The sequence below is a fragment of the Thalassobaculum salexigens DSM 19539 genome, from assembly GCF_000423805.1.
In the GTDB taxonomy this organism is placed as follows: domain Bacteria; phylum Pseudomonadota; class Alphaproteobacteria; order Thalassobaculales; family Thalassobaculaceae; genus Thalassobaculum; species Thalassobaculum litoreum.
The window spans coordinates 1855077-1877396 of sequence record NZ_KE384093.1 but is presented as its reverse complement, the minus strand read 5'-3'; the positions used below and the strand labels follow the sequence as shown (position 1 = coordinate 1877396).

At 67.8% G+C, this 22320-nt stretch carries 23 protein-coding genes; 11 read left to right on the top strand and 12 right to left on the bottom strand.

Annotation, left to right across the window (positions count from 1 at the left end):
• Window positions 1-11: 11 nt before the first annotated feature.
• A complete protein-coding gene (locus G578_RS0113155; RefSeq protein WP_028794631.1) occupies window positions 12-1724 on the top strand; it encodes an N-acyl-D-amino-acid deacylase family protein in 1713 nt (570 codons plus the stop codon).
• A gap of 96 nt (window positions 1725-1820) precedes the next feature.
• Here G578_RS0113155 and G578_RS0113150 read toward each other — a convergent pair whose 3' ends face one another.
• Entirely contained in the window at window positions 1821-2072 is a 252-nt protein-coding gene (locus G578_RS0113150) for a hypothetical protein (RefSeq protein WP_245565607.1), read from the bottom strand.
• A 374-nt stretch (window positions 2073-2446) separates the two neighbouring features.
• On the opposite strand from G578_RS0113150, the gene G578_RS0113145 reads away from it, so the two are divergent.
• Both G578_RS0113145 and G578_RS0113140 read left to right on the top strand, forming a co-directional pair.
• Window positions 2447-3277 carry a metallophosphoesterase gene (locus G578_RS0113145; protein ID WP_028794629.1) on the top strand — a complete coding sequence of 277 codons (831 nt, stop codon included), beginning with the start codon at window positions 2447-2449 and terminating at the stop codon, window positions 3275-3277.
• Window positions 3278-3333: 56 nt separating this feature from the next.
• Window positions 3334-4146: an aspartate dehydrogenase gene (locus G578_RS0113140; protein WP_028794628.1), complete on the top strand. Its 813-nt coding sequence runs from the start codon at window positions 3334-3336 to the stop codon at window positions 4144-4146.
• A gap of 20 nt (window positions 4147-4166) precedes the next feature.
• On the opposite strand, the gene G578_RS0113135 is transcribed toward G578_RS0113140, so the two are convergent.
• The 4 genes from G578_RS0113135 to G578_RS0113120 form a co-directional block, all read right to left on the bottom strand.
• Window positions 4167-5468 carry an amidase gene (locus tag G578_RS0113135; RefSeq protein ID WP_028794627.1) on the bottom strand — a complete coding sequence of 434 codons (1302 nt, stop codon included), beginning with the start codon at window positions 5466-5468 and terminating at the stop codon, window positions 4167-4169.
• Between the two features lie 72 nt (window positions 5469-5540).
• On the bottom strand, window positions 5541-6926 hold the full coding sequence (locus G578_RS0113130) for an MmgE/PrpD family protein (protein ID WP_028794626.1): 1386 nt from the start codon (window positions 6924-6926) through the stop codon (window positions 5541-5543).
• A 94-nt stretch (window positions 6927-7020) separates the two neighbouring features.
• Window positions 7021-7689, bottom strand: coding sequence for a cation efflux transmembrane domain-containing protein (locus G578_RS0113125; protein ID WP_028794625.1), 669 nt, complete (start codon window positions 7687-7689; stop codon window positions 7021-7023).
• 119 nt (window positions 7690-7808) lie between these two features.
• A complete protein-coding gene (locus G578_RS0113120; protein WP_156907310.1) occupies window positions 7809-8231 on the bottom strand; it encodes a Tat pathway signal sequence domain protein in 423 nt (140 codons plus the stop codon).
• Between the two features lie 227 nt (window positions 8232-8458).
• Here G578_RS0113120 and G578_RS26215 point away from each other — a divergent pair, with 227 nt between their 5' ends.
• Together G578_RS26215 and G578_RS0113110 are read left to right on the top strand one after the other, a co-directional pair.
• The gene (locus tag G578_RS26215) at window positions 8459-9556 is read left to right on the top strand and encodes a calcium-binding protein (RefSeq protein WP_051244760.1); all 1098 of its coding nucleotides are present in this window, start codon (window positions 8459-8461) and stop codon (window positions 9554-9556) included.
• 129 nt (window positions 9557-9685) lie between these two features.
• The gene (locus G578_RS0113110; RefSeq protein ID WP_028794623.1) at window positions 9686-10387 is read left to right on the top strand and encodes a hypothetical protein; all 702 of its coding nucleotides are present in this window, start codon (window positions 9686-9688) and stop codon (window positions 10385-10387) included.
• Window positions 10388-10400: 13 nt separating this feature from the next.
• On the opposite strand, the gene G578_RS0113105 is transcribed toward G578_RS0113110, so the two are convergent.
• The 4 genes from G578_RS0113105 to G578_RS0113090 all read right to left on the bottom strand — a co-directional run bounded on the left by G578_RS0113105 (window position 10401) and on the right by G578_RS0113090 (window position 15085).
• Complete coding sequence (locus G578_RS0113105) at window positions 10401-11567, bottom strand: acyl-CoA dehydrogenase family protein (protein WP_028794622.1); 1167 nt, start codon at window positions 11565-11567, stop codon at window positions 10401-10403.
• Window positions 11564-12991, bottom strand: coding sequence for an amidase (locus G578_RS0113100; protein WP_169400857.1), 1428 nt, complete (start codon window positions 12989-12991; stop codon window positions 11564-11566). Before G578_RS0113100 ends, G578_RS0113105 begins: the two co-directional genes overlap by 4 nt.
• Window positions 12992-12995: 4 nt before the next feature.
• Window positions 12996-14423: an amidase gene (locus tag G578_RS0113095; RefSeq protein WP_028794620.1), complete on the bottom strand. Its 1428-nt coding sequence runs from the start codon at window positions 14421-14423 to the stop codon at window positions 12996-12998.
• A 146-nt stretch (window positions 14424-14569) separates the two neighbouring features.
• Window positions 14570-15085, bottom strand: coding sequence for a peroxiredoxin-like family protein (locus G578_RS0113090; protein WP_028794619.1), 516 nt, complete (start codon window positions 15083-15085; stop codon window positions 14570-14572).
• A 208-nt stretch (window positions 15086-15293) separates the two neighbouring features.
• Between G578_RS0113090 and G578_RS0113085 the strand changes: the two genes are divergently transcribed.
• A complete protein-coding gene (locus G578_RS0113085) occupies window positions 15294-16511 on the top strand; it encodes a polyhydroxyalkanoate depolymerase (RefSeq protein ID WP_028794618.1) in 1218 nt (405 codons plus the stop codon).
• Window positions 16457-16999 (top strand): phosphatase domain-containing protein, encoded by a 543-nt coding sequence (locus tag G578_RS26210; protein ID WP_084618862.1) that lies wholly within the window; start codon window positions 16457-16459, stop codon window positions 16997-16999. Before G578_RS0113085 ends, G578_RS26210 begins: the two co-directional genes overlap by 55 nt.
• Window positions 17000-17057: 58 nt before the next feature.
• On the opposite strand, the gene G578_RS0113075 is transcribed toward G578_RS26210, so the two are convergent.
• Window positions 17058-17414, bottom strand: coding sequence for a RidA family protein (locus G578_RS0113075; RefSeq protein ID WP_028794617.1), 357 nt, complete (start codon window positions 17412-17414; stop codon window positions 17058-17060).
• Window positions 17415-17585: 171 nt separating this feature from the next.
• On the opposite strand from G578_RS0113075, the gene G578_RS0113070 reads away from it, so the two are divergent.
• Together G578_RS0113070 and G578_RS28450 are read left to right on the top strand one after the other, a co-directional pair.
• Window positions 17586-18626, top strand: coding sequence for a phosphotransferase family protein (locus G578_RS0113070; protein ID WP_051244756.1), 1041 nt, complete (start codon window positions 17586-17588; stop codon window positions 18624-18626).
• Entirely contained in the window at window positions 18623-19036 is a 414-nt protein-coding gene (locus tag G578_RS28450) for a DUF6285 domain-containing protein (RefSeq protein ID WP_051244754.1), read from the top strand. Before G578_RS0113070 ends, G578_RS28450 begins: the two co-directional genes overlap by 4 nt.
• Window positions 19037-19100: 64 nt before the next feature.
• Here G578_RS28450 and G578_RS26200 read toward each other — a convergent pair whose 3' ends face one another.
• Complete coding sequence (locus G578_RS26200; RefSeq protein WP_084618861.1) at window positions 19101-19574, bottom strand: bactofilin family protein; 474 nt, start codon at window positions 19572-19574, stop codon at window positions 19101-19103.
• The gene (locus G578_RS30165; protein WP_051244752.1) at window positions 19543-21018 is read right to left on the bottom strand and encodes a M23 family metallopeptidase; all 1476 of its coding nucleotides are present in this window, start codon (window positions 21016-21018) and stop codon (window positions 19543-19545) included. Before G578_RS30165 ends, G578_RS26200 begins: the two co-directional genes overlap by 32 nt.
• A 163-nt stretch (window positions 21019-21181) precedes the next feature.
• Between G578_RS30165 and G578_RS0113050 the strand changes: the two genes are divergently transcribed.
• Window positions 21182-21811, top strand: coding sequence for a hypothetical protein (locus G578_RS0113050; RefSeq protein WP_156907308.1), 630 nt, complete (start codon window positions 21182-21184; stop codon window positions 21809-21811).
• A gap of 261 nt (window positions 21812-22072) precedes the next feature.
• Entirely contained in the window at window positions 22073-22255 is a 183-nt protein-coding gene (locus G578_RS0113045) for a helix-turn-helix domain-containing protein (RefSeq protein ID WP_028794614.1), read from the top strand.
• The last annotated feature ends 65 nt before the right edge of the window (window positions 22256-22320 follow it).

Sequence of the window (22320 nt, the reverse complement as noted above, 5' to 3'; positions counted from 1 at the left end):
AGGAAGCACTCATGACCAGCGAAGCGACACTCATCATCCGTGGCGGCACGATCGTCGACGGCACCGGCGCCGCCGCCTACGAGGGCGACGTGGCGCTTGCCGGCGACAGGATCCTTGCGGTGGGTGATATCGGGTCCACCAAGGCGGCCGAGGAGATCGACGCCAAGGGCAAGATCGTCACCCCCGGCTTCGTCGATATCCACACCCATTACGACGGCCAGGCGGTCTGGGACCGGCACATGGCGCCGTCGGCCTGGCATGGCGTCACCACGGCGGTGATGGGCAATTGCGGCGTCGGCTTCGCCCCCTGCAAGCCGGCCGACCGCGAGAAGCTGGTCGAGCTGATGGAAGGCGTGGAGGACATCCCCGGCCCGGTCATGCATGAGGGCCTGAACTGGCAGTGGGAGAGTTTCGGCGAGTATCTCGACACCCTCGACCGTCTGCCCCGCGACATCGACCTGTGCACGCTGCTGCCCCATGCCGCCCTGCGCGTCTATGTGATGGGGGAGCGGGCGATCCAGCACGAGCAGGCCAACCAGGGCGACATCGCGAAGATGCGCGAGTTGACCCGCGACGCGATCCAGGCCGGCGCCTTCGGCTTCTCCACCTCACGCACCATCAGCCACAAGACCCTGGCCGGCGACCTGACCCCGACCCTGCGGGCCCACGAGGACGAGCTGACCGGCATCGCCATGGGCATGAAGGAGGCCGGCTCCGGCTTTCTGGAGATCGTGTCCGACTGGAACGAGCCGAGCCCCGAGGGAGAGTTCGCCGTGCTGCGCCGGGTCGTGGAGAAGAGCGGCCGCACCGCTGTGTTCTCCCTCACCCAGCGCCACGACCGCCCGGACTTCTGGCGCGACCTGATGCGGATGTCGAACGAGGCGAAGGCCGACGGCCTCTCGATCCGCCCGGTGGCCGCCCCGCGTCCGATCGGCATCCTGCTCGGCCTGGAGGGCAGCCAGAACCCGTTCTCCGGCACCAAGACCTACCGCTCGATCGCCCACCTGCCGCTCGACAAGCGGGTGGCAGCGATGCGCGATCCGGAGGTGCGGGCCAAGATCCTGGCCGACGATCCGATCAAGGAAAGCACCTTCCCGCTGATCCACCGGATCTCGTTCTCCAAGATGTTCCGCCTGGGCTCGCCGGCGAATTACGAGCCGCAACGCGACCAGTCGATCGCCGCCATCGCCGAGCGCGAGGGCCGCACCGCCCAGGAGGTCGCCTACGACATGCTGCTGGAGCGTGACGGCAAGGCGTTCATCTACACGCCGCTGGTCAATTTCGTGAATTACGACATGTCGGCGCCGGAAGCGATGATGGCCGACCCGAACGTCATCATGGGCCTCGGCGACGGCGGCGCCCATGTGGGCTTCATCCTGGATGCCGGGTTCCCGACCTGGTTGATGAGCTACTGGGGCCGCGACCGCTCGCGCTTCCCCATGGAGGACGTCATCCGGCGCCTCACCTCCGACACCGCCGGCGCGGCCGGCCTGTCCGACCGCGGCGTGCTGAAGGCGGGCAAGAAGGCGGATGTGAACGTCATCGACTGGGATTCGGTCGGCTTCTCCGACCCCTACGTCACCTTCGACCTCCCGGCGGGCGGCAAGCGCCTCCTGCAGAAGTCGAAGGGCTACGCGGCGACCATCGCCGCGGGCGAAGTGACCTACCGGGACGGCTCGCCCACGGGCGCGCTCCCCGGCCGGGTAGTGCGGGGCCAGCGTTGACGCTGCCCCGGACGACTGAAGTGTAACCTCAGACTTCACTCCCCGGCCGCACGCGACCGGGGAGTTTTTCATGGGTAGCTCAGATCAGAAGGCGGCTCAGTTCAGTAGCTGCTCGGCACAGGCCGAGGCGACGCGGCGCTCGGCCTTCTCGGTGCCGGGCATCGTCGTCCAGCCGGAATCGTTCATGGCCTCGGTGCGCTGATAGGACGGCTTGGCGCGGATCGCCTCGATCTTGGCGGCCCGGTCGCTATCACGGCTGGCGAGCTCAACGCAGATCGGCAGCAGCGCGGCCGTGACTTCGGCATCCGCCTGGTCGTTGGCGGCCACCTCGGCCTTTCCGGCGGTCATCCAACCTCCGGCGGTGAACCCGACGATCGTCGCCAGAATCGCGCCAATCACCACACCGAAAATAACCGGCTTAATCCAAGTGGGAAGAGTCATCGTAAATTCCTTGTTCCGTGGGATGGTTTTATTTTTAACTCACCTACAGAGCGTGCCTTTTATGCATGAATGTCAATTTATAATTTACCCTTTACATATATAATTCATCGATCCATTTAGCCATCAAACTGTAATCACTCAATAATACCGGCAATAAATTATGGCTATCTTTTCAGCGCCAGGGACCGACCGCTCCTCGACGGCCCGGATACACCCGTACAAGGCCAGCAAAGCTGTCACATCCGCCGGCTAAGGTACCTGACAGAACCCTGGGGGCGACCGTGAAGCTGATCCACATCACCGACATTCATATCCAGGACGACAAGATCCTGGGTCAGGCGCCGATCGCCAATTTCACCGCCTGTCTCGCGCATGTGGAGACCCATCACCGGAACGCCGACCGGGTGGTCATCACCGGAGATCTCACCCATCACGGATCGCGCCATTCCTACGCCCAGCTGCGCGAGATCGTCATGGCGTCGCCGCTCGACCCCCGCCTGCTGCTCGGCAACCACGACGACCGCGACACTTTCCGCGCGGTCTTTCCGGAAATCCCGGTCGATGCCGGCGGCTTCGTGCAATATGCCGAGGATACCCCGGCGGGCCGTTTCCTGTATCTCGACACCCTGGAGCCGGGTACCCATGCCGGGCGCTACGGCGAGGACCGGCAGCGCTGGCTGGCGACCGAACTGGCCCGCGCCCGGGCGGCGGGCCAGGCGGCCTATGTTTTCATGCACCACCATCCCTGCCCGATCGGCGCGCCGGCCTCCGACATGATCGGCCTGCTCGACGGCGCCCCGGTCCGCGCCCTGCTCGCCCAGTACCGGGACACGATCCGCCACATCTTCTTCGGTCATTGCCATTCCACCCTGTCCGGCTCGGTCTGCGGCATTCCCATGTCGGCGCCGCGCTCCACCAACCATCCGAACGCGCAGGATCTGGGCGGACGCAACGCGATCGGCATCGGCCCGCTGGCACCGAGCTACAATGTGGTGCTGATCGAGGACGAGAACGTCGTGGTCCATACCATCGACTTCCTTGCCGAGCCCGAGCTGGACTGGATCCTGCTCGACGACGACGGCTGGATCGAGGAGACCTCGGCGGCGGAATGAGCCGGGCGCACGATGGTGGCTTGGGCACGGACCCCTGCCGGGCGTAAGCTGACCGGATGCAAAGCAAACCTCCCCTGCGCCTCGGCCTGATCGGGGCCGGCGCCATCGGCGCCCACGTGATCGACTTCGTTGCCAACGAGTTGGAGGGCAGCATCGCCATTCCGGCGGTGCTGGTCCGCACCACACGCCCGCAGGCGGCGAACGGACCGGACTACCTCACCGACCCCGTGGCGTTCCATGCCGGTGAGTACGACGTGGTGCTGGAGGGGGCGGGCCATCAGGCGGTCCGCGATCACGTGATCCCGCTGCTGAAGCGCGGTGTGCGGGTGATCGTCACCTCCATCGGCGCGTTCACTGACGACGCGCTGTACGAGAGCTGCCGCCAGGCGGCGGAGGAAGGCGGCACCTCCCTCACCCTGGCCTCTGCCGGGATCGGCGCGCTGGACATCCTGTCGGGCGCCGCCGTCGGCGGGCTCGACGCGGTGGAGATGACCGTCCGCAAGGACCCCAGCGCCTGGTACGGCACCGCGGCCGAGCAGATGTTCGACCTGGACCGCATGACGGAACCGACGGTGATCTTCGAGGGCTCAGCTCGTGAGGGAGCCGCAACCTATCCGCAGAACGTGAACATCTCCGCCGCGGTGGCGCTGGCCGGGATCGGGCTGGACCGCACGAAGCTGACGATCGTCGCCGACCCGACCATCGAGACCCACATCATCACGGTGGAAGCCCGCGGCGCCTTCGGCTCGTTCTCCTTCACCGAGAACGTCGCCGTCGCCGAGGAGAACCGCAAGACCGGCAAGATCGTCGCCATGGCGGTGACCAAGACGGTGAAACAGCTCGCCAGCGCGGTGCGCATCGGCGGGTGACCGCTGGGATCTTGCCGCCCCTATCGCCGCAGAAGATCCTCCACCGCCAGGGCCATGCCGATCAGCCGCGCGTCCTCGTAGAACCCACCGACGAGCTGCAGCCCCACCGGGGCGCCGCCGCCCGGGACCGGCAGACTGACCGCCGGCGCGCCCGCGTAATTGGCGAGCGAGGTCAGGTCCGCCTGATTGACCGGCACCGGCGCATCGGCGGCGAAGGCGGTCTGCGGCACCGTCGGCAGGATCAGGGCGTCCACGTCGTCGAAGGCGGCGTTGATCAGTTCGCCCGCGGTCTCCACGCGCCGATAGGCCTTCACGTATTTCGCTGCCGGCGCATCGCGGCCGTAACTCAGCATGTCGGTCAGAGTGTCGGACAGGGCCTCGGGATGGTCGCGCCAGATCTCCTCCAGCGCCACCGCCCCCTCGGCCTCGATCAGCAGCAGGGCGGCCCGGCGCAGCAGGGCGAGATCGCCGAGCCCCAGTTTGATCTGGCGGATCGTCACCCCGCCGGCCCGCAGCCGGTCCAGCGCCGCGTCGATCACCCCCTGCACCGCCGGCTCGATCTCGCAATTATCCACCTCGGCGGGCCAGCCCAGCACCAGGCCGCGGAGGTCCACCGGCTCGGCCTCGACATTGGCCAGCACCGGCAGGGACAGCGCCAGGTCGAAGACCGAGCGGGCCAGCGGTCCCACATGGTCGAGGGTCCAGCACAGCGGCGTCACCCCGCCCATCGGCAGCAGGTCGAAGCTCGGCTTGAAGCCCGCCACCCCGCAATAGGCCGCCGGAATCCGCACCGAGCCCAGCGTGTCGGTGCCCAGCGCCAGCGGCACCAGCCCGGCTGCGACCGCCGCCGCCGATCCTCCCGACGAGCCGCCGGGCGTGTGGCCCGGCACGGCGGGATTGTCGACCCGGCCGCGATGGGGATTGTCGCTGGTCGCCCCCAGGGCCGCCTCGTGCATGGCAAGCTTGGCGATCGGGATCGCCCCCGCCTCGCGCAGGCGGCCGGTCACCGCGGCATCCGCGCCGGGCGTCCAGGCGAGGCCGAGCCCGGCGGTGCTGGGACGTCCGGCCACGTCGATATTGTCCTTAAGCCCGACCGGGATGCCGTCCAGCTCCGACAGGATCGCCCCCTCGCCGCGCCGGGCATCGCTTTCCAGGGCGGCGGCGAGCGCACCGTCGGCATCGACGTCCCAGACCGCGTTCAGGACCGGGTTCGCTGCCGCGATCGCCTGCAGATGGGCCGTCACCAGGTCCACGGAGGAGATCGCGCCGTCATCGAGCCCGCCCACCATCTCGGCGAGCGAGAGATCAACCAGTCCTGTCATCGAAAGCCGGCCATGTTCGGGTATGGAATCGCTGTCCCCCTCCTGCCCCGGTATCCCGCACGGGTCAAGGTGTCACGCCGGAACGATCAGGTCGATCAGCGCGCGGGTATCGGCGACGCTCTCCAGATCGTCCACCAGGGCGATCAGCCGGTCCGCGTTCTCCGCCGGCAGGCCGCCGCGGCCATGGGCCATGTTGCGGCGGAACTTCTCCAGATGCGCCTCCCGGCTCATCGGCTTGGCGGGGCTGCCATAGACCACCTCGACCCGGCGCTCCAGGCGCCGGCCGTCCTTCAGCACCACGGCAACGGCGACCGGCGAGAAGGCGTTGGGATCGGGATTGCCGTCGACGGTCACCGCGATCCGCGCACCGAGGTCCAGCGTGGCGGGGTCGGCCAGCGCCGCCTCCGTGAAATCGGTCAGGTCGAGTTTGCCGGTCAGCAGCAAGCGTGCCGCCGTGTACGGGCCGGAGAGCCGGGCATAGTTCGCCGTCATCCCCGGCTTCACCGGCCGGCCGATCAGCCGCTGGGTCAGGGGCGGGACCGCCGCCTCGACCCGTTCGACCGCGTCGACGGGAACGTGGTGCTCGGCCTGCAGCGTCGACAGCCCGTCGAGCAGGCCGTGGGTGGCGCGGCCGCTCGGGAACGGCTTGTGGGCGACCTCGGTGATGCGCCAGACCCGGCCCAGCCCGTCCAGCAGCGCCGCACGGTCGTAGTCGTCCTCCATGATCCGCAGATAGCCGTACGGACCCTCCAGGGTGCCCCGGGTGCCAGGAATGCCCTGCTCGGCCATGTGGACGGCGACGACCGCGTCGCGGGCGCAGAACCCGGCCTGCATGGCGAGCAGCGCCAGTCCCTCGGTATGGGCCTGCATGGTGCCCCCGGCCTGGGCGTAATACAGGCCGAAGGCGTCGAGCATCGTCTCGCGGTCGAGGCCGGCGATGGCCCCGACCGCCGCCGTGGCCCCGAAGCCGCCGGCAGTGGCCGGGCGGAAGAACTTCAGCCCCGTGGTCACCGCGTTGCCGATGGAGGTGGAGACGTCGACGCCGAGCACGATGGCGCGCAGCAGCGCCTTGCCGTCGGTCGGCCGCCCCGCCGCCGCCCGCGCCTCCATCTCGGCCATCAGCGCCGAAAGCAGCGTCGCCATCGGGTGCAGCACCGCCCCCTCGTGCACGCAGTCGTATTCCGAATTGTGGATCAGATAGCCGTTGACCGCCGCGGCGGCCGGGGTCGGCAGAGTGCCGCCCAGACCCCAGACGCGCCCGCCCGGACCGGAAACCGCGCCTCCATACCCGCCGATCCACGCATCCACATGGCCCGCCCGGGTGCCGGCTACCCCGACCCCGAGACTGTCCAGCAGAAAGGTCTTGGCGGCGCGGATCGCATCGGCCGGGATCGCCTCAACCGGCGTGGCGATCACGTGGTCGGCGAAGGTTCGGATGGCGTCTTGTGTATCGGTCATCGCCCTACTCTCACGGCTGTGGCTCAGCCGAAAGGTAGAGTGCGCAAGGGGCGACCGGAACCGGATAAGTCGGCTCCGGCCGCGGGAGAGGCAATTACTCGCCCGCCTCCGGCGCCGGCGCGTGCACATGGTCGTGCTCCGGACCGTTCGCCTTGGCCTGCTTAAGCTCGGCGATCGACTGGGTCAGGATCTGATAGGCCGAGCGCAGGAACAGGCCGGACATCAGCAGGGCGACGATCACGTCGGGCCAGCCGGTGCCGCTCCACCAGACCAGACCGGCCGCCACGACCACGGCGGCATTGCCGATGGCGTCGTTGCGCGAGCACAGCCAGACCGAGCGCACATTGGCGTCGCCGTCCCGCCAGTTGAACAGGATCAGCACGCTGGCGACATTGGCCGCCATGGCCAGCAGTCCGATGCCGCTCATCACGGCCGCGTCGGGCACGCCCAGCACGAAGATCTGATAGACGGTGGTGGCGAACACGCCCACGCCCATCACCGCCAGGGACACACCCTTGCCGAAGGCGGCCCAGGCGCGCCAGGTGACCGCCTTGCCGATCACCCAGAGGCTTACCGCGTAGGTCAGGCTGTCCGCCAGGAAGTCCAGACTGTCCGCCGTCAGCGCCATGGAGCCGGCGAAGGCACCGCCGCCGAGTTCGACCACGAACATGGCCGCATTGATCAGCACCACCGCGATCAGGGCGCGCTTATAGCCGGTCGACATGCCGTCGAACGCAACGTCGTGTCCACAGGATCCGGACATCACTCACCTCCAGGTTGCTCCGACCGTGAGCCTCCTTGCGTCCCCTCGCAATGGTGCGCGTTAGGATATAACGATGCACCGGCCGCGCCCGGGAGCGCGAACCGGGCACGGATGCAGGGCTATTTGAACAGGCGGGCGCCGGTCTTGGAGGACAGATCGACCCGGGCGAGGCAGTCGCCCAGGCGCTCATCGCCGCGTTCGCAATCGAGGAAGCTGTTCACCAGAACCTCGCCGATCCTGTCGCACTGGATGCCGGCGAGATTGACGATCAGCACGCTGGTCTTGTTCGGCCGGATCGGCGCCAGATCCATGGCGATGCGGTTCTGAATCACCCCGTCGGTGTCGAACACCAGCACTTCCATATTGAAGGCGGTGAAGGTCTGATCCGCCGGATTGCGCACGACGATATAGGACCGACAGGCCGCCTCCGTCGGCTCGAGTTTGTTAAGTTCAATCCCGATTCGCGCCTCGTCTGCCAGCGCCGGAGTGGCGGCGGCCAGGCCGATCAGCACGGCGGCTGCGGAGAAAATGCGAGCGGTCATCCCCATGGCGTCCTCCCGTTCAAGGTCGGCAAGCGATAGCCGGAAATCGTGTCATTCTCAAGGCGTTCCGGACAATCGCCCCGCCGGGGCCCGGGTCGCGATTCGCGAGTAAAAACAGATGCTACGGGCCTTTTCCGTAAATATAGGTTAAATTTAATGCTTGCGCGGCTCGCCAGGTGATTGAGACTCTTCGTCAGCTACTCCAGCCACTCACTCGGTGCGATCAAATGGCTCTGATCAACGGAACCGTCGCCTCAGAAACGATCATCGGCACGGTCGATAGCGACAGCATCCTGGGCAATGCGGGCAATGACTTCATTCAGGGCCTGAACGCCTCGGACCTTCTGTACGGCAACGGCGACAGTGACACCATTCAGGGCAATGCCGGCGACGACACGATCTTCGGTGGACAGGACAACGACGCCCTTTCCGGCAGCCAGGGCGAGGACATCGTCTACGGCAATGCCGGCGACGACACGGTCTTCGGCGGCGACGCGATCGACTCGCTGTATGGCGGTCAGGACAACGACATCCTGAGCGGCGGCGTCGGCAACGATTTCATCATGGGCAATCACGGCAACGACACGCTGTCCGGCAATGGCAACGACGACCTCATGTACGGCGGCGCCGGCATCGACCGGATGAGCGGTGGCTCCGGCAACGACACGTTGGCCGGCGGCGATGACAGCGACTACATGTCGGGCGACGACGGCGACGACCTCGTGTACGGAAATAAGGGAGCAGACGTCATCTTCGGCGGGGCCGGTGTCGATACCCTGTATGGCGGACAGGACAACGACGAGGTCTATGCCGATGCCTCGTCCAGCACCAGCACCGATGCCGATGTCATCTACGGCAACTTCGGAAACGACACACTGGTCGGTTCCTATGGCAACAACACGATCTACGGCGGCCAGGACAACGACGTCATATCCGGATCCCGCGGTAACGATGTGCTGTACGGCAACCGGGGCGACGATATCCTGAACGGGACGGTCAGCGGCTCCGATACCCTGGTGGCCGATGCCGACACGCTCTATGGCGGCGGCGGGCTCGACACCTTCGTCGTCGACGGCGACCAGCAGAATTATGCCGAAATCGATGTCATCGCCGATTTCGTGGTCGGCGAATTCATCGACGTCTCCGGCGCATTTGCCTCAGGGGTTTCGGGATCGACCCTCTATATGCAGCTGTTCGATGACGGCGACGACATGCTGCTGCGGATCGACCCCGACACCTCCGGATCGACCTACGGCTACAGCGACGCGGTGCGTTTGGTGGGCGTGCAGGATATCGGCCTCACCGACATCAATTTCATCTTTTGACGCGTCGAATGATCGCAAGTCGATGTGTCTCCATGACTTGATGTATTGAATTTTAGCTATATTCGCTGGTATTCTTCATCGGTGGGGAAATCGAGGCCTCTTCCTGAGGCCTTAATCGGTGGGACGACGATGTCCGATGACGAGCGGCTGAGCGATATCGATCGCCGCAGCCTCCGAATCTTGGCGCAATCGAGCAAGAGCTCCGCGTCGGGCGCACGGCTGAAAGAACGGCTGGAGCGCGCCGCCGACTCGGGTCTGCGCCAGGACTATCAGCGGGCCGAGCAGACCTTCGACAGCCTGCCACCCGAAGATCGCCTCATGATCAGCGCCAAGGCCGAGAAGCAGGCCACCACGGAACGGGATCTTCTGGAACGGCGCCGGCGCGCGGTTCCGACCCGCGACGGCAAGGCCGGCGCCCCGACGGCGAACAGGCAGCCAATAAGCGATGACGAGCCGCTCCAGTGGAAGCCCATCTTCCAGGACGCCGCCGCCGAAACGCCGCCGCCGCCTCCCAAGCAGCCGAAGCGCCCCGCCAAGCGCCAGGCGCGCGCCGAAGACGACGAGGCCGGAAAGGCCTGGAAGCTCGGTGCCATGCCCGGCAATCCGAAGATGCCGAGCGTGGGCCGCGCCGCCAAGGCACCGACCCCGAAACCGGCGCCTCCGGCGGAGGACGACTGGGATCCGGAGGATGACCACAAGGACTGGGACTGGCGGAAACTTCCCGACGATCCCGTCCTGAACGGCGGACGAAAGAAGGGCGGCGCCGTCGACCCCATCGAGGAGCTGCGTCGACAGATGCTCGGTCTCGACAGCAAGATCGGCAAGCGCTGAGCCTCCCTCGCCCTCAATAGCTGCGCGGCAGGCCCAGTACCCGTTCGGCGATGAAGCACTTGATCAGCTCCGGCGAGACCGGGGCGATGCGAGTGATCAGCACTTCCCGGAAATACCGTTCCACGTCGTATTCGGCCGCATAGCCCATGCCGCCCAGGGTCATGACCGCCCGTTCGCAGGCCCGGAACGCGGCCTCGCCCGCCAGGTACTTCGCCGAATTCGCCTCGGCGCCGCAAGGCGCGCCTGAATCGTAGAGCGACGCAGCCTTCAGCACCATGAGCCAGGCCGCCTCCAGCGCCATCCAGCACTCGGCCAGCGGATGCTGGATCGCCTGATTCTGACCGATCGGCCGGCCGAACACCTCGCGCTCGCGGGCATAGGCGGTGGCCGCCTCCAGCGCCTGCCGGCCGACGCCGATGGCCTCGGCGGCGATCAGGATGCGCTCCGGGTTGAGCCCGTGCAGCAGGCAGCGGAATCCCTGCCCTTCCTCGCCGATCCGATCCTCGACCGGCACCTCCAGCCCGTCGATGAACAGCATGTTGGAGTCCACCGCGTGCCGGCCCATCTTGTCGATCGCCCGCACCTCCACCTTGCTGCGGTCGAGCGGCGCGTAGAACAGGGTGAGGCCGTCGGTCGGCTTCTTGCCGGCCTCCGGCGGCGACGTGCGGGCGATGATCAGCACCCGGTCCGCCTCCTGGGCGGTGGAGGTCCAGATCTTGCGGCCGGTAATCCGGTAGACGTCGCCGTCGCGCTCCGCCCGGGTCTTCAGACGACCGGTGTCGAGCCCCGAGTCCGGCTCCGTCACGCCGAAGCAGCCCCGCTCCTCGCCCGCGATCAGCGGCGGCAGGAAACGCTGGCGCTGCTCGGGCGTGCCGAAAACGACGACCGGGTGCAGACCGAAGATGTTGATATGGATCGACGAGGCGGCGGCCATCGCGCCGGGCGAGTGGGCCACCCGCTCCATCATCAGCGCCGCCTCGGTGACCCCTAGGCCCGCACCGCCGACCTCCTCCGGCATGGCGATGCCGAGCCAGCCGCCCTCGGCCATGGCGGAGGCGAACTCGTGCGGGAAGACCGCCGTGGCGTCCTTGTCGCGCCAGTAGGCGCCGTCGAACCGGTCGGCGATCCGTCCGACAGCCGCGACCAACTCCTCCTGATCCTGGGTCAATACGAAGCTCAAAGCGACGGCCTCCGATGGAACCAGGGCCGGGTCTCCTCCAACTGGGCGGCGAGGCGGAACAGCACGTCCTCGCGGCCGAAGCCGGCGCCCACATGCACGCCGATGGGCAGGCCGCGCGGCGACCAATACAGAGGCACCGACATGGCGGGGCAGCCGGTCATGTTGAAATACTGGGTCACGGGCATCCTCTGCCAGACATCCTCAAGAAAGCCGTCCGCCGTTCCGCAGTCGGTGCGGATCTCGCCGATCTCGGCCGGCGGCTGGGCCAGGGTCGTGGAGACCAGCACGTCGTAGCGCTCGAAGAAAGCGCCGAACCGTCGACCGAGCTGATGGAAGGCCTGGACCGCGGCGGCATAGTCGGCGGCGGTCAGATCGGCCGCCCGCTCGGCGAAGGCCCGGGTGACGGCCTCCACGTCACCGTCCTCCGGCGGGCGGCCGAGCTGGGTGTAGCGGGCGTCGAGGGCGAGTTTCTGGTTCGGGGCGACGACCGCGATCATCGCCGGTCCAAGAACCTCGGTGTCGACCTCGGGATGCGCCTCCTCCACCTCATGACCGAGCGCCTGGAGCAGGTCTACCGCGTCCAGCACCGCCGCCTTGTTCACCGGGTCGAGCGGCAGACCGCCCAGACCGGTGACGTGGTAGGCCACGCGCAGCCGGCCGGGATCCTCTCCCACCTCCTGCAGATACGGCCGCGTCGGCGGCGGACAGGCATAGGGATCGCCCGGCTCCGCCCCCTGGGTGGCGTCCAGCATGGCGGCACTGTCCCGGACGCTGCGCGACAGCACGTGCTGACAGGCGAGCCCGGCCCAGCCCTCGCCGACGAACGGCCCGAACGGGTTGCGCCCCCGGCTCGGCTTCAGGCCGAACAGCCCGCAATTGGCCGCCGGGATGCGGATCGAGCCACCGCCGTCGCTGCCATGGCCCATGGGCACGATGCCGGCCGCGACCGCCGCCGCCGTCCCGCCGGAAGAGCCGCCGGCCGACCGCTCCAGGTTCCAGGGGTTGCGGGTCGGCCCGCAGGCTTCCGTCTCTGTGGAGATGCTGATGCCGAATTCAGACGTGGTCGTCCGCGCGATGGGGATCGCGCCGGTCTCCTTGACCCGGCTGGTGTGGGTGAAGTCCCTCGGGGCGACGAAGCCCTTCCAGAGGTTGGATCCCGCCTCCGCGGGCCAGCCTTCCTGCCAGCAACCCAGATCCTTGAAGACGAAAGGCACCCCGGCGAAGGAGCCCTTGCCGGACGGCGCGGCCGCCTGCTCGCGGGCGACGTCGTCTCGCCGGGCCACGAGGGCATTGATCTGCGGCTCGACCGCGTCGGCACGGGCCAGAGCGGCGTCGACCACCTCGGCGGCGGAGACCTCGCCGTCGCGGATCAGCTTCGCCAGGCCAAGCGCGTCCTGGTCGGCATACTCCTCGAAGGACAGCATGGGCTCAGATCTCCGGCCGCCTGTCCGCCCAGGGCTGCGCCTGTTCCACCTGGCCCGCGAGCCGCAGCAGCAGGTCCTCGCGTCCGAAGGCCGCGCCCACATGGATGCCGATCGGCAGGCCGTCGTTGCTCCAGGCCAGCGGCAGCGACATGGCCGGCGTGCCGGTCATGTTGGCAAGCGGGGTCACCGGCATCTCGTCGCCGAGCGCGGCGATGAAGTCGTCCAGCTCGCGCTCGTCCTGCCCCAGGAACCCCAGCGGGCGCGGCGGGTTGCGCAGCACCGTCGACAGCATGACGTCGTATTGCGCGTAGAAGGCGGCGAGCTGGCGGCCGGCCTTGTGGATTGTGGCGACGGCGGCGGCGTAGTCGGCGGCCGCCCGTTCGCGACCGTGCTTCGCCCAGGTCCAGGTCACCTTCTCCAGCCCCTCGCCGTCCGGCTTCCGGTCGAGTTGCTGGTAGCGGGCCGATATCCCGACCCAGAGATTGCCGGCGATGATGACGGTCAGGGCGTCGCGCAGGGCGTCGGTATCGACCTGCGGCATCGCCTCCTCCACCTCATGGCCGAGATCGGCGAACAGTTTCGCCGCGGCCTCGGCGGCGGCCTTGTTCTCCGGGTTCAGCGGCGTGCCGTCCAGACCCGTCAGGTGCAGCGCCACGCGCAGCCTTCCCGGATCGCGGCCGACCTCGGCCAGGTACGGCCCGTCCGGCACCGGGGCGGCATAGGGATCGCCCGGGGCCGGGCCCTGGGTGGCGTCCAGCAGGGCGGCACTGTCGCGCACGCTGCGGCTGACCACATGGCCGGTCGACAGGCCCGACCAGCCCTCGCCCAGCACCGGGCCGGCCGGATTGCGCGCCCGGGTCGGCTTCAGGCCGAACAGACCGCAATTCGCCGCCGGAATGCGGATCGAGCCGCCGCCGTCGGTCGCATGGGCCACCGGCACGATACCGGCCGCCACCGCCGCCGCCGCACCGCCGGAGGAGCCGCCGGCGGAATGATCCAGGTTCCACGGATTGCGGGTCGGGCCGTTCACCACCGGCTCGGTGGTCCAGGAGATGCCGAGCTCCGGCGTGTTGGTGCGCCCGAAGATCACGAGGCCGGCCTCCTCCACCCGTTCGGTATAGGTGAAGTCGATCGGTCCGATGAAGTCCTTCCAAAGGCGCGAGCCGTTGCCCATGCTCACCCCCGCCTGCATGGCGCCGAGATCCTTCAGCAGGAACGGCACCCCGGCGAGCGGCCCCTGGGGCAGGCCGGCGGCGACCCGGCCGCGCGCCGCTCCGTCGTTGCGGGAGACGATGGCGTTGATCGTCGGGTTCACCGCGTCGGCCCGCTCCAGCGCCGAGTCGAGCACGTCGCCGGCACTCACCTCACCGTCGCGGATCAGTTCCGCCAGGGCCAGGGCGTCGTGGGTCATGTACTCGGCGAACGCGGCCATGGGGATCTCCGAAGGGTCAGCGGCCGGGGGACGGCACGGGGGACAGGGACTGAAACGGCATGGGCGGAACCCCCGCCCCGCCCATGATCGTCCCTGTCGTGCCGCACTTCAACCGCGCGCGGTCACCCGGCTCTCGCCGTTCGGGCTCACGCCATGGTGCCGCGCACCGGGTAGCCCTCCCGGCCGCGGTTCAGGCCGCGCACGATCAGGTCCAGGTCTGGACGCACGAAGGGCGCGTTGGCGATCTCGACGATCTGCAGCTTGCCCTCCGGCGTGGTGACGAACAGCGCCGGCTCCGGGAACGGCCGGTCGGTCTCGGTGTCGCTGCGCGGGGTGGAGATATACAGGCCGAGGTCGCGCATCTGCGCCACGCTGAGGTCGTAGGCGACCGGCATCGTGAGCCCGACCTCCTTGGCGAAGGCCTCCGCCTTGTCCTTCGGGTCGCCGGAGACGGCCACCACCTCGGTACCGAGCTCCGCGAACTCGCCCAGCTTCGCCTCGAGCTTGCCGAGATAGGTCTTGCAGATCGGGCAGTGCAGACCGCGATAGACGAAAATCGCCTGCCAGCCGTCGCGCGCGCCGCCCAGCGTGACCTCGCCGCCGCCGACGGCGGCCAGCGTCATCGCCGGCAGATCACTGCCGGCGGGAAGTTTCATGCTCATTTTGGGACCCTCTCTGCACCGTGGATTCGCGTATCGATCCGTTCCGAATGCAGTGGATCACCCGAAGGATACACCGGCAATGAACGCTTTCGTTAAGAGACCATAAGGGATTTCGCTATATTAGGGGTTGCGCCGGAAGCCGTTTGGTAGTGAGCTTCCGGCCCTTTCGCACTTGCGAAATAACCGACACAATAGTCGAGGGACCAACTTGCTCTACTCGATGTACGAAGCGCAGCGTGCCTTCATGGCGCCGATGCGCTTTCTGACCCAGGCCTCCAAGGCCATGACCGGTCACCCCCTGACGCCCTACTCCTACATGGCCTTCGGCAAGGCGATGGAAGCCGGCATGGAAGTGCTGGACGGCGTGATCAAGGATCGGGGCAAGCCGGACTGGGAGATCGACTTCGCCGAGACGCCGGACGGCCCCGTGCCGGTCAGCTTCGACCCGGTGATCGAGACCCCGTTCTGCGATCTCGTCCATGTGTTCCGCGATACCGAGCGCAAGGACCCCAAGGTCCTGCTGGTCGCTCCGGTGTCCGGCCACTACGCCACGCTGCTGCGCGGGACCGTCCAGGGTCTGATCCGCGAGCATGACGTCTACGTCACCGACTGGAAGGACGCCCGCGGCATCCCGCTGAGCGATGGGGCCTTCCATCTCGACGACTATATCGCGCTGTTGATGGACTTCATCCGTCATCTCGGCCCCGACGTTCACATCGTCGCCGTTTGCCAGCCGGCCCCGATCGTTCTCGCGACCGTCTCGCTGATGGCGGAGATGGACGATCCGGCGCAGCCCGCCTCGATGACGCTGATGGGCGGCCCGATCGACCCGCACGCCGCTCCGACGGTCGTCACCCAGCTCGCCGACGCCCGGCCCATGAGCTGGTTCGAGACCCGCTGCATCACCCGGGTTCCGGTGTTCTACCCGGGCGCCTTCCGGCGGGTCTATCCCGGCTTCATGCAGGTCGGTGCGTTCATCGCCATGAACCCGGACCGTCACGTCTCCGCCCATCTGGCGATGTTCCGCCACCTGGTCGAGGGCGACGGCGAATCGGCCGAGGGCAAGCAACGGTTCTACAACGAGTACCTGTCGGTCATGGACGTGCCGGCGGAGTATTACCTCGAGACCGTGGAGCGGGTGTTCAAGGAACGCCAGTTGCCGCGCGGCATCATGAAGTGGCGCGGCCAGCTGGTGCAGCCGGCGGCGATCAAGAAGACCGCCATGCTGACCATCGAGGGCGAGAAGGACGACATTTCCGCCCCAGGCCAGACCCTCGCCGCCCACGACCTGACCACCGGCATCCCGAAGACCCGGCGCCGCAACCACATCGAAAAGGCGGTCGGCCATTACGGCATCTTCAACGGCCGCAAGTGGCGCGAGAACATCCTGCCGGAAATCACCAAGTTCATCCGCGAGGTCTCCTGACCTACGCGCTTGCAGAGATCGGAGGCGGTCCCTGGCCAGGCCGCCTCGCGATCGCCCCGCTGCCCCGCACCGACGGCGACTTCGCGGCGATCGGCGCCTGGGGCGCCGGTCTCGTGCTGTCGCTGGTCGAGGAGGACGAGGCGGAGCGTGCCGGCGCGCCGGAGCTGTCGGCCCGGTTCGAGCGCGAGGGTCTCGTTTGCCTCCGCGCCCCCCTCGTGGACTACGGCAGCCCCGACGAAGCCTTCGAGACCCACTGGTGGGACCACCGCGACAGGGCGCTGGCCCTGCTCGAGGCAGGCAACAAGGTGCTTGTCCATTGCCGGGGCGGCCAGGGACGCAGCGGCACCATCGCCGCCGCCCTGCTGATCGCCGGCGGCATGGCGCCGGCCGAGGCCATCGCCGAAGTCAGACGCAGCCGGCCGGCGGCCATCGAGACCGCGGGCCAGGAGATCTGGCTCAGCACCCGGGCGGCCATCCGACCGTCCTGAGCGCCGGGACGACGCCGGAGCGCAGGGCGACCCCGCGCTCCGACGCTGAATCGGATCGTCAGCCGGCGGCGGCGATCACGCCGATCTCGACGGTGAAGACCGGGCGGGCCAGGCGGGGCGACTCCACGCAGGCGCGAGCCGGCGCACAGCCTTCCGGCACCCAGGCGTCCCACACCGCGTTCATGGCGTCGAAATCGTCCATGGTGTTCAGCCAGATGGTGGCCGACAGCAGCTTGGTCTTGTCGGTGCCGGCCTCGGCCAGCAGCGCGTCGATCCGGTCGAGAATGTTCTGGGTCTGCTCGCCCGCGCTGGCGCCCTGCTTGTCCTGGGCGACCTGGCCGGCAAGATAGACGGTGCCGTTATGGACTACGACCTGGCTCATGCGTTGGCCGGTCTGGAAGCGCTGAATGCTCATCCCATCGTTCCTTCTGATCTGCGTTCTGGGTGACCTAGCCGCTTGCGCGCGAGGCCGTTAAGGTTGGCGCCGCCATCCTAACCAGGACCCACCTGCTGAGCGAGCCCCGATGGACGCGCAACGCCGTTTCCTCCCCTCTCATTCACGCCCGCGGGCCTGGAGCGTCACCCGGTGACCCCCGAGCAGATTGACGCCCTCGCCGTCTGGACCGCGGACCGGCTCGGCGCCGGGACCGTGACCCTCTCGCCCCCGTCGAAGATGTCCGGCGGGGCGATCCAGGAAAACTGGAAGCTGGATGCCGAGGTGGTGGACGGTCCCCATGCGGGCAGCCTCGCCCTGGTGCTGCGCACCGACGCGCCGTCCGGGGTGTCGGTCAGCCATCCGCGCGCCCACGAATTCGCCCTGCTGCGGGCCGCCTTCGCCGCCGGAGCGACCGTGCCGGAGCCGCTCGCCCTGGACGAGGGCGGCGCGGTGCTGGGCAAGCCGTTCTATCTGATGCGCCGGGCCACCGGGACCGCGAACCCGCGCGCCCTGTCGCGGGACACCGGCCTGGACCCGCACCGTCCGGCCCTGACGGCGGCCATCGGCCGGGAGCTGGCGAGGATCCATTCGATCACGCCGCCCCGGGCCGAACTCGCCTTCCTGCAACAGGATCCGCGCCCGCCGGTCAAGCGCCGGCTCGACGAGTTCCGCGCCCAGCTCGACGCCCTGCCCCGGGCCTATCCCGCCCTGGAATGGGCGATCCGCTGGCTGGAGATGAACGCCCCCGCCAATGCCGCCACGGTGCTCGGTCACGGCGACTTCCGCTGCGGCAACATCATGGCCGACGGGGCCGAGGTGACGGCGGTGCTCGACTGGGAATTCGCTGGCTGGTCCGACCCGATGGAGGATGTGGGCTGGATCTGCGCCCGCTGCTGGCGCTTCGGCGTGGACGACCGGGTCGTCGGCGGCATCGGCGATCTGTCGGATTTCCGCCGGGGCTACGAGGCGGAGGCCGGACACGGTCTGGACTGGGGCAGGGTCGGCTTCTGGGAGGTGCTGGCCACCGTGCGCTGGGCGATCATCGCCCTGCACCAGGGCGAGCGGCACCTGTCGGGCGAGGAGATGTCGATGGAACTGGCGCTGACCGGGCGTAAGGCGGCGGAGATGGAGTTCGACGTGCTGACCCAGATCCGCGCGATCGAGACCGGCAAGATGGAGCGGATGTCATGAGCGACCGGCCGAACAAGGGCGAGCTGCTGGCCGCCGCCGAGGAAACCCTGAGGCACGAGGTGCTGCCGGCGCTGGAGGGCAGCGCCAAATACGCCGCGCTGATGGTCGCCGCCGCCATCGCCACCGCGCGGCGCGAGATCGAGACCGGTCACGACGCGGCTCGCCGCACGCTCGATGCCTATGCGGAACTGTATGGCCACGACAACGTGCACCGCAGCGGCGGGACGGCGGACGAGCGCATCAACGCGCTGTCGCGCGACCTGGCACGCGAGATCCGCGCTGGGACCTACGACGCGGACCTGCTGGGGCAGGTCTTCGGCGTTCTGGAAACCCAGGTCGTGGAGCGGCTCGGGCTGTCCAACCCGCGATTCCTGACCTCCAGCGGCTACAGCCAGCCGGGAGCGGAATAGACACCGCAGCCGCCCCGCATCCGGTAAAGGAAAAGGCCCCATACGGGGCCTTTCGATCGCTTGATCAGGGGGTCGCTTCGACCGGGACCGCCGAGCCGTTGCCCTGCTTGGCGACCGCCGGCTTGACCGGCTCCAGCTTCGGCAGGGACTTCTTGTCGGCATCGTTCGGGAAGTGCCGGCAGTTGCCCTCGAAGAACGCGCCCGGCTCGATGGACAGACGCTCCTGTATCACGTCGGCGATCACCCGAGCGGTCTTGGCCAGGGTCACGTGCCGCGCCTTGATCTGGCCGGTGACATGGCCGGCGATCACCACGGTCTCGCATTCGATGGCGCCGCGCACCGTCGCGGTGGACGACACCGTGAGCTTGTTGGAGACGATGTCACCTTCGACCGTACCATCGACCTGAACGTCACCGTCGCTGGTCAGGTTGCCGTTGATCGTCAGATCCGAGCTGATGATCGACGGCGCCGCCGGCGCTTTCGGCGGACCGCCGCCCGCGTCGGACCTAGTCGCCGGTTTTTGCTTGCTGCTGAACATGGATGCCCGCTTTCATGAACTTGGACGGGTTGATCGGCTTATCGTTGTACCGCACTTCGTAGTGCACATGCGGCCCGGTGCTTCGGCCACTGGAACCCAGCAGCGCGATCGTCGTCCCGAGATCAACGCGCTGGCCCACTTTGACCTTAATCTTAGCGAGGTGAGCGTAGCGCGTCACCAGTCCATGTCCATGGTCGACATCGATCACGCGGCCATAGGCGGTCCGACGGCCGGCGAAGCTGACCACGCCCGGAGCGGTTGCAGTCACCTCCTGCTTGTACGGGCCGGCCAGATCGACGCCGCTATGCACCGAGTACCGCCCGTTGATCGGGTCCTTGCGGCGGCCGAAATAGCTGGTGATGTAGTACTGCTCCAGCGGCTTGGCGAGCGGCAGCGCGGTGTAGAACGACACCACCTGCTGCCAGCGGTCCAACCGGCGATCGAGCTCCACACGCAGCGCGTCGTCCTCGTCGCTCAGAGTCATATCGGGCGAGACCGGCTGGAACGGGCCGCCCTTGCCGGTCGCGTCCTCGGGCCGCAGCGGCACCACCTTGTCCAGCTTCAGGCCGGTGCGCCGGATGACGTCCTCGACCTTCGCGATCTGACCGTGGGTCCGCTCCGAAATCTCCACCAGTTCGCGGCGATGGGCGTCGCGCTCGGAGTCCAGGGTGCTCTCCAGGTCGGCGACCTGGGCCCGCAGGGTGTCGTTGTCGACGGCAACCGCACTGCGCTCCAGGATGACGGTGCGCAGGTCCGTCTTCAGCCCCCGAACGTTGCTCTCCAGCAGCGCCACCTTGGCGCTGGAGGCCTCCAGTTCGTTGTGCAGGGCCCAGAGCCGGTCGTCCAACGCCGCCCGCTCGGCCGCGATCTCCGCCTTCTCGGCCTCGACCACCGCCAGGTGCTGGCGCAGGGTGCCGATATGCGCCTCGAGCGCGTTGTTCTTGCCGGTGATCTGGCGCAGCTCCGAACTGAACAGCTCGAGCTGGTCGTTCATCTGCTTGCGGGCAGACGCGATCCGGCTGCGCTCCTCCTCCGAGCTGCGCAGCGCCACCTCGGTGGAGCTCAGGTCCTGCTTCAGCTCCTCGTTCTGGCTGAACAGGCCGCGCAGATGGGCCTCCGTCTCCTTCAGGTCGCGCGTAATGCCGACGATCGAGAGCTGATAGTCCGACACCTGATCGAGCAGTTTGCGATAGGCCTGTCGGGAGCGGGAGATCGCGTCCGCCTTCTCCGCGATCATCTCTTTCTGGTTCTGGAACCCGACGGTGGCGAATCCGACCCAGCCGGCCACGCCGATCCAGATCGCGACGACGCTGACCTGAAGGGCCGTGCTCAATCGCAGATAGCTGGTTTCACCCTCGGTGCGGATAATGATCTGGCGCTCAGGCAGGAGCCGCCGAACCTTCTGCACCGTGCGGTCCGCCCATCCCACGGACTCATCGGTCATGAATTCTCCCCCGCAATCGATTGCTTGGCCGGCAACCACCGGCCTGCCAGTTCCTTTCGTCGAGCGACTCTCCCGAGAGGTCGCCGAAAGGTACATTTTCAGAGTAGTCTTTAGCAAGGTCGGAAGCACGCCATCCGGCAATCTGCGCGCTGCGGAGATTTGGTTGGACACTCCCCCATCACATGACGACCAGCTCCGCGGCGTGGCCATGGCCCTGCGTCACTGGTTCGAGGTCCGCGATGTGGAGGCCGAACAACGCCGCCTCGGCATTCTGCCGGCGCGCTCCGGCGACCGCTCCTACGACAAAGGTCTGCGGCCGCTGGCCCTGACCACGCTGCCGCCGCAACTGGTGCGTCTGAAGCCGGACGCGCCCATGGTGACCCTGCACTACATGCAGGATATCTACGACGACGGCGTGCTGCGGGCCGATCCCTGGCGCTGGTGGTTCGCCTGGATCGCCATCGAGCTGATCGCCCGGTCCGGCCCCGATCCGCAGGGGGAGCGTGCCCGCCGGTTCGTGCTCGAGGACCCATCGCTGGAGATCGTGCGCCGCCAGGCCTCGCGCTGGCTCGCCGCCGCTCCGGCCCGCATCCTCGCCGTCCAGGAACGGCTTTCCACCCTGGTCGACCTCGCCCTGGACGAGGCCGACTCGCCCGGCCGGACGATCGCCGAGCGGGTCCGGCGCAGCGTGGCGAACCTCGACCTGACCCTGGCCGAGGCCATGGCGAACGAGGCCGGACGGGTTTCCGCGTCGATCACCATCCGTCTGGCGGAGCGCGCCCGGCGAGGCTGACTGTTCAGGGCGCCGGGCAGGACTGCCGGTCGGGGTCGACTGTTGCGGCTCATGGCCGCCGCGGGTCAGAGAATCAGCGAGGTCTCATGGCCTGGCGCCTGACGAAACCGGGGGCGTCACAAACACTCGCAGCAGGCTCCGCAATCAAAGGGAACACTCACCTCGTCAATCAGCTTGCTGCCTTTAGGACAATGCATATACTGACAATGCTCTGCATGTAATGAAGACAATATCCATAAAGATGGTGGGTAATTGGGACCTATGCTGAATCGCCCTCTCCTGACCGTGCACGACGCGGCGTCAATGCTCCAAGTGCAGGAAGCCACCGTCCGGTCCTGGATCCGGGACAAGCGCATCAGAGCGATCAAGCTCGGCAAGGAATGGCGGATCGCGCCTCAGGACCTCGAGGCGTTTCTGAACGAGAACACGAACCTCGCCAACTGACCGCCCTCCGCGAGAGAAATCACGATCGGATGGAAAATCCGATCGTATCAAATCGCTTTCTCGTC